The organism is Luteitalea sp., assembly GCF_044337415.1.
GTDB lineage: Bacteria > Acidobacteriota > Vicinamibacteria > Vicinamibacterales > Vicinamibacteraceae > Luteitalea.
On the sequence record NZ_JBIINP010000178.1, the window covers coordinates 1 to 8,086 of the forward strand.

7 protein-coding genes and 1 pseudogene are annotated in these 8,086 nt (G+C 72.1%); 4 read left to right on the top strand and 4 right to left on the bottom strand.

What is annotated here, in order from left to right; translation table 11 throughout:
• The 3 genes and pseudogenes from ACIRDX_RS18150 to ACIRDX_RS18160 form a co-directional block, all read right to left on the bottom strand.
• Positions 1-358 (bottom strand): annotated as a pseudogene (locus tag ACIRDX_RS18150) (amidohydrolase); the annotation flags it as partial.
• Positions 359-376: 18 nt separating this feature from the next.
• Complete coding sequence (locus ACIRDX_RS18155) at positions 377-2,170, bottom strand: thioredoxin family protein (protein WP_396626849.1); 1,794 nt, start codon at positions 2,168-2,170, stop codon at positions 377-379.
• Between the two features lie 25 nt (positions 2,171-2,195).
• Positions 2,196-2,570, bottom strand: coding sequence for a hypothetical protein (locus ACIRDX_RS18160; RefSeq protein WP_396626850.1), 375 nt, complete (start codon positions 2,568-2,570; stop codon positions 2,196-2,198).
• A gap of 86 nt (positions 2,571-2,656) precedes the next feature.
• Between ACIRDX_RS18160 and ACIRDX_RS18165 the strand changes: the two genes are divergently transcribed.
• The gene (locus ACIRDX_RS18165) at positions 2,657-3,382 is read left to right on the top strand and encodes a response regulator transcription factor (RefSeq protein WP_396626851.1); all 726 of its coding nucleotides are present in this window, start codon (positions 2,657-2,659) and stop codon (positions 3,380-3,382) included.
• Between the two features lie 115 nt (positions 3,383-3,497).
• Here ACIRDX_RS18165 and hypF read toward each other — a convergent pair whose 3' ends face one another.
• A complete protein-coding gene (gene hypF, locus ACIRDX_RS18170; protein WP_396626852.1) occupies positions 3,498-5,795 on the bottom strand; it encodes a carbamoyltransferase HypF in 2,298 nt (765 codons plus the stop codon).
• 57 nt (positions 5,796-5,852) lie between these two features.
• On the opposite strand from hypF, the gene ACIRDX_RS18175 reads away from it, so the two are divergent.
• From ACIRDX_RS18175 to hypD, 3 genes are read left to right on the top strand one after another with little or no spacing between them, the layout of a single operon-like run.
• Entirely contained in the window at positions 5,853-6,215 is a 363-nt protein-coding gene (locus ACIRDX_RS18175) for a hydrogenase maturation nickel metallochaperone HypA (protein WP_396626855.1), read from the top strand.
• Positions 6,212-6,907 carry a hydrogenase nickel incorporation protein HypB gene (gene hypB, locus ACIRDX_RS18180; RefSeq protein WP_396626853.1) on the top strand — a complete coding sequence of 232 codons (696 nt, stop codon included), beginning with the start codon at positions 6,212-6,214 and terminating at the stop codon, positions 6,905-6,907. Before ACIRDX_RS18175 ends, hypB begins: the two co-directional genes overlap by 4 nt.
• The gene (gene hypD / locus ACIRDX_RS18185) at positions 6,904-8,010 is read left to right on the top strand and encodes a hydrogenase formation protein HypD (RefSeq protein ID WP_396626854.1); all 1,107 of its coding nucleotides are present in this window, start codon (positions 6,904-6,906) and stop codon (positions 8,008-8,010) included. The genes hypB and hypD overlap by 4 nt, the downstream gene beginning before the upstream one ends.
• Positions 8,011-8,086 lie beyond the last annotated feature (76 nt).

The following is an 8,086-nucleotide window of genomic DNA, read 5'->3' on the forward strand; positions in this document are numbered from 1 at the left end:
GGAAGCGATAGCGCTGGAACTCGATGGCGTGGGCGACGTGCCCGTGGCCGTCGATGAAGCCGGGCAGCATCGTGCGTCCGTCGAGGTCGACGACCCTGGCGGCGTCGCCGGCACGGGCGCGCGCGGCCGACTCGGCGCCGGCAAACAGGATCCGGCCGTCGCTGACCACCAGCGCCTCGACGTACTCGGGCGCGTCGCCGACCATCGTGAGGATGTCGCCGCCACGGTACAGCGTCGTCGGCGTCCCGCCCGTCGCCTCGCGCCCCTCCTCGCTCGCTGCTGGGGGACGCCGCGGCGCCGATGTCGTGCAGGCGCCCGCGCCGATCGCGAGCACCAGCAGCAGGGCCAGTCGCACCATCGATGTCTGCGCCGCGCCTTAGCGGTTGGACGTCGCCGCGGACGGGCGCAGGACCACGTAGGTGGGCAGGCCGACCGAGTCGAAGCGGGACAGCAGGGCGCGGGCCGGCTCGGCGTCCGGGTCCTCGGCCTGCACCTTGACCTTCACGTACGACTCGAGCGCCGCCTTCACGCCCGGATCCTCGAAGGTCGTGGCGTCCATCGTCAGGCAGTTCTTGCACCAGGTCGCCCAGAAGTCGATGAGCACGGGCTTGCCCTCCCGCTCGGCGCGGGCCAGCCCTTCCGACAGCGACGACGTCCAGCCGCCCTTCAGCTTCTCCTCGACGCTGCGCGCCACGGCGCCCGCGTCCACACGGCGGTTGTCGAACAACGTCCACGCCAGGTGCGCGTAGTAGACCGCCGTGGCGAGGATCAGTACGCCCATCGCCTGCTTCACGCGCACCATCCAGGCGCCGGGGCGCGGCAGGGCCGCCATCCCCGCGCCGGCGAGCGGCCACGGCAGGGCCATGCCAAGCCCGAGCACGAACGGCAGGGCGAGGGCGAGGGTCGTGCCCCCGGCGTAGAGGCTGCTGGCAAAGAGAATCACCTGGATGACGACGGGCGCGACACACGCGCCCGCGAGCAGCGCGGCCACGGCGCCCATGGTGAAGGCGAGGGGCATGGACCCCCGGCGGCCCTGCGTCGACGGGCCCTGGGCCAGCGTGGAGAAGTCGATCAGGATGACGTCGAACATCGCCAGCGCCAGCACCACGAACAGGAGCGCGATCCCGAGGTTGAACCACGGCGAGGCGTTCAACGTGCCGAAGGTGCCGGCCGTGAGGATCACCACCAGCCCCAGCACGCCATAGACGAGGGCCATGGCCGCGCCGTACGCCAGCCCCAGCAGGAACCCGCGCTGCCGCGAGCCGGCCTGGGCGCCCGCGCCGATGATCGCGAGGTTGATCGGCACCATCGGGAGCACGCACGGCGTGAGGTTCAGCGCCAGCCCGCCGAGCAGCACGATCAGCAGGATGGCCAGGGGGCCCTTGCCGTCGAGCAGGCCCTGCGGCTTGACGCCGCGCTCGGCATCGCTGACAAACTGCGTGAAGTCAGCGGCCGACAGGTAGCCGCCGGTCGTGCCGAGCACCGTGAAGCGGTCGAGCGTCTTCAGCACGTCGGTGTCGTCGGCCGGCTGCGGTGCGCTCCGTGCGATGGAGCGCGGGCCCTGCGTGGCGCCGGGCGCCACGCGTCGACCCGCATCGAGCGCCGAGACCACGGCCGGCGGCACGTTGCCGCCAGTCGTGGCACCGGGCGCGACCTGCAGCGTCCACGACACCGCGGCGGTCTGCGGCGCGAAGCAGAGCTTGTCGTCGCAGGCCTGGTAGCGCAGCCGGCCGGGAATGGTGATCTCACCCGGGGCGGTGCCGGCTTTCACCACGATCTCGGCGCCGACGACGAAGGCGTGGGCGAACACGGCGAGCGGTTGCGGTTGCCCTTCCTGCTCGAAGTCGACGGGCGTCGGGTACAGCAACTGCCGAACTTCGATGCCTGCAGGTGCCTCGACGGTCAGGGCGGTGGCGATGAGCGACGGATCGCGCGGGGCATCCGACTGCACGTGCAGGTCCTCGGGCAGCGTCACCGAGAGCGCCAGGCGCGTGCTGCCACCCGGCGGGACGCGTGCGGCCTCGACGTGCGGGGTGATCTCGGCCTTCGGGCGACGCATCTGCGCCGGCGCGGACGGGGCGACCAGACAGAGGCCCATGAGGGCCGTCAGCAGCACTGCGAGGAATCGACGTGGCGTGCGCGGGGGAGCGGGAACCGGGAAGAGCGTCACCCGAGCATCGTAGCAAGCGCCGCGATCAATCGTGGCTCAGCCAGACGAGGGCTTCGGCGGCGTCGTCGAACGTCTGCACCCGGTCCGACAGCGTCCCGGTAAAGCCCTCGATCATCCGACTGATGCCGAAGACCGCCCCGGGCGCGGCGACGATGGCCATGCGCCGTGGCGTCGGGCCGAGCGTGAGCCAGCGCTCGGTGCGGGCCCGCAGGATGCCTGTCGAGGGGATGGTCGAGGCGACGATCCCGCTCAGATCGAGGAGGATGCGCGCCTGCTCGTTCCAGCACCCGGACGCCTGGACGGCGCGCGCCGCCTCGCGGGACTCGGTGTCGCTGACCCAGTCGCCGGAAAACGTCAGGCGAATCAGTCCGCTCCGCTCGATCGACCAGGTGACAGGCACGCGCGGCTGAGCTTACCTCATCGGTGCCGGACCGCGAGGTCTCCGGGACCGCCCGCCCATCGCTGACGTACCATGGGAACCCAGTCATGTCGCATGCAGAGGGCCGACGGGTGCTGGTCGTCGAGGACGACGCCGCCATCAGGGAGTTGCTGCACCTGCACCTGGGCCTGGCGGGATTCACGGTCGAGGACGTCGCGAACGGCCGCGAGGCCCTCGATGTGGCCCGGACGCAGAAGTTCGACCTGCTCGTGCTCGACGTGATGCTGCCCGGCCTCGACGGGGTGTCGATCTGCCGGGCCGTGCGCACGGCAGGGGTCAACACCAGCACGCCCATCCTGATCCTCACCGCCCGCGACTCCGAGGCCGACATCGTGATCGGGTTGGACAGCGGCGCCGACGACTACCTGACCAAGCCCTTCGGCGTCCGCGAGCTGCAGGCGCGCGTGACCGCCCTGATGCGCCGCCTCCAGCCCGAGGAGGCCGGCACGTCGACCGCCGCGTCGACCGTGCTGCGGCTCGCCCCCGAGGTCACCATGGACATCGAGCGGCGGCAGGTGCTCGTCGCTGGCGCACCCGTCGACCTGACGCGCCAGGAGTTCGACCTGCTCCACCAGTTGGTGGCCCGGCGGGGCATCGTGTTCACGCGGGCCCGACTGCTCCAGACCGTGTGGAAAGACGATGCCTACGTCACCGAGCGCACGGTGGACACGGTGGTCAGCCGACTGCGCAAGAAGCTCGAAGGCGACCCGCGCCAGCCCGCGCTGATCCTCACGGCCTGGGGCGTCGGCTACAAGTTCGCCGACGCGGAGTAGGCCGCCGCCCTCTCTCCGGTGGCAGGAACGCCTCCCGCGCGCGTTCGCGTGCAGCGGGCCAATCGCGGCTTTTTGCCTCAGCAGGCCGTCACCTCTGCATTGACTTGCCGGATCATCAGCGCGCGCCGGCGACGACGACCTGACCCAGTGCGAGGCCGCCGTCGTTGGGCGGCACCTCGCGGTGGAGCAGCACACGGAAGCGCGCGTCCTCGAGGCCCTCTGCCGCGAGCGCCACCAGCCGTGCGTTCTGGAAGACGCCACCCGAAAGGCCGACCACCTCGAGTCCCGAGTGCGCCCGGGCATGTCGCGCCGCCGCGACGATGGCCTCGGCGACCGCGACGTGCACGCCTGCCGCCAGGGAGGCCACGTCCTCCCCGCGACCGAGCCGGGCCACGAGGTCGCGGAGGAGGGGGGCGGGGTCGAGCGCCAGCACCTCGCCGTCGTGCACCTCGGCAACGCCCGTGAGCCGCGCAGCCACCGTTGCGCGGCCGGCAGCCACCTCCAGCGCGATGGCGGCCTGGGCCTCGAAGGTTGCTACCTGCGCGAGGCCGAGAATCGACGCGCAGGCGTCGAACAGGCGCCCCATGCTGCTCGAGGGCACGAGCCCGAGCCCGCGCGCCAGGCGCTGCGCCAGCACGTCACGTTCGGCGGCGGGGCAGGCTCGCACGCACGGCAGGTCCTCGCGCCAGGGGATGCCCGCGGCGGTCAGGTGCGCGAGCGCGAGCCGGGCGACGTGCCTCACGTCGGCATCGCCGGCTGGCAACGGTGTTGTGGCCAGGTGTGCGACCCGTGCGACCGACGCGTAACCGCCCACGAAGATCTCGCCACCCCACACGGTGCCGTCCGGGGCGTAGCCGGTGCCGTCCAGCACCACGCCAATCATTCGAGCCTCACGCGGCAGGCCGTGCTCGGCCATGAGCGCGGCGTGGTGTGCGTGATGGTGCTGCACGGCCTCCACCGCGATGCCGCGCGCCTCGGCCCATGCGCGGGCCCACCGCGACGACAGGTAGCCGGGATGCGGATCGAGCGCCACGCACGCGGGGGCGATGCCGAACAGGTCGAGTAGATGCCCGGACGCGCGCTCGAACGCCTGGAGCGTCTCCACGGTGGCCATGTCGCCGAGGTGCTGGCTGAGCCAGGCGTCGCGGTCCTGCGCCACCGCGCAGGTGGCCTTGAGCTCAGCCCCCACCGCGAGTATCGGCGGCACCGCGAACGGCAGCGCGACCGGGTAGGGCGCGTACCCGCGCGACCGTCGGATCGGCATGGCGGCGCCGCGCACGACGCGCACCACCGAGTCGTCGCACACGGCGTGGATGTCGCGGTCGTGCAACAGGAACCCGTCGGCGAGCGGCGCCAGTCGATCGCGCGCCTCCTCGTTGGTGCGGGCGATCGGTTCGTCGGCCCGGTTACCGGACGTGAGCACGATCGGGCGTCTCCCCACGATCAGGTGGTGCAACGGCGAGTAGGGCAGCATCACGCCGAGCGTCGCCTGTTCCGGGGCCACGTCGGCAGACACGTGCTCCTCGGCGTCGGCTCGACGCGCCAGCAGGACGATGGGCCTGGCGCGGGACTGCAGGACCGCCGCGTCGACCTCCGACACCTCGCACAGTCGACGGGCTTCCTCGAGCGACGCGACCATCAGGGCGAACGGCTTGTCGCCGCGCCCCTTGCGCGCGCGAAGGCCCCGGACCGCCGCATCGTTGGTGGCATCGCAGGCGAGATGGAAACCGCCGACGCCCTTGATCGCGACGATGCGTCCTTCCGCGAGCCAGTCGCGAACCTGCGCCACCGCCGCCGCGGAGTCGGCCGCGTCCGCGCTCGACGCCACGGGCGTTCCCGCTGCGGTCTCCACCCAGGCGCGCGGGCCGCAGGCCGGGCAGGCCGTCGGTTCGGCGTGATGGCGGCGGTCCGCGGGATCGCCGTACTCGCGGGCGCAGTCCTCGCACATCGCGAAGCGCGCCATCGTCGTCGAGGGGCGGTCGTAGGGCAGCGCGGTGATCACCGTGAAGCGCGGTCCGCACTGCGTGCAGTTGAGGAAGGGGTACCCGTGGCGACGGTCGGCCGGGTCGGCGAGTTCGCGCAGGCAGTCGTCGCACGGGGTCACGTCGGGGGGGATGGACGCATGTCCGTCGCGTGATGAGCGGCTGCTGTCGATGCGGAATGCGTCCTCGCCGGCCAGCGGGCGGTCGCCGACCTCGATGGCGGCGATAGTGGCGAGTGGCGGTGCCTCGCGACGCAGGGCCAGCGCGAACGCGTCGAGCGCGGGCGTCGGACCCTCGGCTTCGATGACCACCGCGCCGCTCTCGTTGCGGACCCAGCCGGCCAGGCCGAGGCGGCTGGCGAGCCCGGCGACGAAGGGTCGGAAGCCGACCCCCTGCACCACGCCCCTGACCACCAGTCGCCTGCGCTCCATCGTGTCGGCGCCCCGCCGACCAGCGGACCGGGGCTGGCCATGACACTACACTGGGACGTGCACGAACTCTCGATCGCGCAGAGCCTGGTCACGCTCGCGCAGCAGCACCTGCCGGCCGACGTGGCCCGCGTGCACGTGGTGACCGTGCGGGTCGGCGCGCTTGCCGGGGTGGTCGGCGACGCCCTGCAGTTCTGCTACGACATCGCCACGGAGGGGACGCCGCTGGCCGGCTCGGCGCTGCGCATCGAGGACGTGCCGGTCGTCGTCCACTGCGCCGGGTGCGGAGGCGATCACGCGCTGTCGATGCCGCCGGTGTTCCGGTGTCCCGTGTGCGATGTGCCCTGCGGCGACGTGCGTCAGGGGCGGGAACTCGACCTCGCGTCCATCGAGTACGATACCGGCGACGACGCCTGCCCATGAGCCTCACGCCGCGCGTGCTCGAGATTCGGCAGAAGGTCCTGTCGCGCAACGACGAGATCGCCCGCGGCCTGCGCGAGCGCCTGCGCGCGCACGGCGTGTTCACCATCAACCTGGTGTCGAGCCCTGGCAGCGGCAAGACGCGCCTGCTCGAAGTCCTCCTCGGGCGCCTTGTCGGTGCGGGCATCCGGGCCCACGCGTTGGTGGGGGACCTCGCCACCGACAATGACGCGCAGCGCCTGGCGCGGAGCGGCGCACCCGTCAGGCAGATCCTCACGCAGGGGCGGTGCCACCTCGAGGCCGAGATGATCACGCAGCACCTCGAGGGCTGGGACCTCGACGCCTGCGACCTGCTCGTGATCGAGAACGTCGGTAACCTCGTCTGTCCGTCGAGCTACGACCTCGGCGAGGACGCCCGCGTCGCGCTGTTGTCGGTGACCGAGGGCGAGGACAAGCCGCTCAAGTACCCCTCGATCTTCAACTCCGCCGACGTCGCGATCATCACCAAGGTGGATCTGGCCGAGGCCTGCGAGGCCGACCTCGGCGCGCTGCATGCGAACCTGCAGGCCATCCGCCCGGGCATCGCGGTGTTCGAGACGTCGGCGCGCACGGGCGCCGGGCTCGACGCGGTGCTCGCGTGGCTCGACGGCCGCCTCAGCGAAGCCCATGCCGCGTCGGGGACGCCCGGCCGGTGAAGTACCTCGACGAGTTCCGCGACGGCGACCTGGCGCGCCGAATCGCCGACGACATCGCGCGGATTACCACGCGGCCCTGGGCCATCATGGAGGTCTGTGGCGGCCAGACGCACGCCATCATCCGTCATGGCATCGACCAGATCCTGCCGGAAGCGATCGAGCTGATCCACGGCCCGGGGTGCCCGGTCTGCGTCACGCCCCTCGAGGTGATCGATCAGGCCCTGGCCATCGCCGCGCGACCTGGCGTGATCTTCTGCTCCTTCGGCGACATGCTGAGGGTGCCGGGCAGCGGCCGCGACCTTTTCCAGGTGAAGAGCGAGGGCGGCGACGTGCGCGTCGTGTACTCGCCGCTCGACGCCGTGCAACTGGCGCGCGCGCATCCGGACCGCGAGGTCGTGTTCTTCGGCATCGGCTTCGAGACCACCGCCCCGGCCAATGCGCTGGCCGTGCACGTGGCCCGGCAGGAGGGCCTGCCGAACTTCTCGATGCTGGTGTCGCACGTGCTCGTGCCCCCGGCCATCACCGCGATCATGACCGCGCCACGCAACCGCGTGCAGGCGTTCCTCGCCGCCGGCCACGTATGCGCCGTGATGGGGCTGCGTGGCTATCCGGCGCTCGCCGAGCGCTTCCACGTGCCGATCGTCGTGACCGGCTTCGAGCCCATCGACGTGCTCGAGGGCATCAGATGTGCTGTCCGGCAGCTCGAGGCCGGTGAGGCGCGCGTCGAGAACGCGTACGCGCGCGTGGTGTCGGACGACGGCAACCTCGTTGCGCAGCGGATGCTCGCCGAGGTCTTCGCCGTGTCGGACCGCACCTGGCGCGGCATCGGCGCGATCCCCGCGAGCGGCTGGCGACTCGCCGACGCGTATCGCGACTTCGACGCGGCGGTGCGCTTCGACGTCGCCGGCATCCGCACGGCGGAATCCGCGCTGTGCCGCAGCGGCGAGGTGCTGCAGGGCGCGCTCAAGCCGAACCAGTGCCCGGCGTTCGGCACCACGTGCACGCCACGCACGCCGCTCGGCGCCACGATGGTGTCGGGCGAAGGCGCGTGTGCCGCGTACTACCACTACGGGCGGTTCCGCGACCCGGCGCCGGTGTCCTGAGATGACGGCGACGCCTCTCCCGGAGCACGGCGCAGGGATCGACGTCGGGGCCTGGACCTGCCCGCTGCCCCTGCGC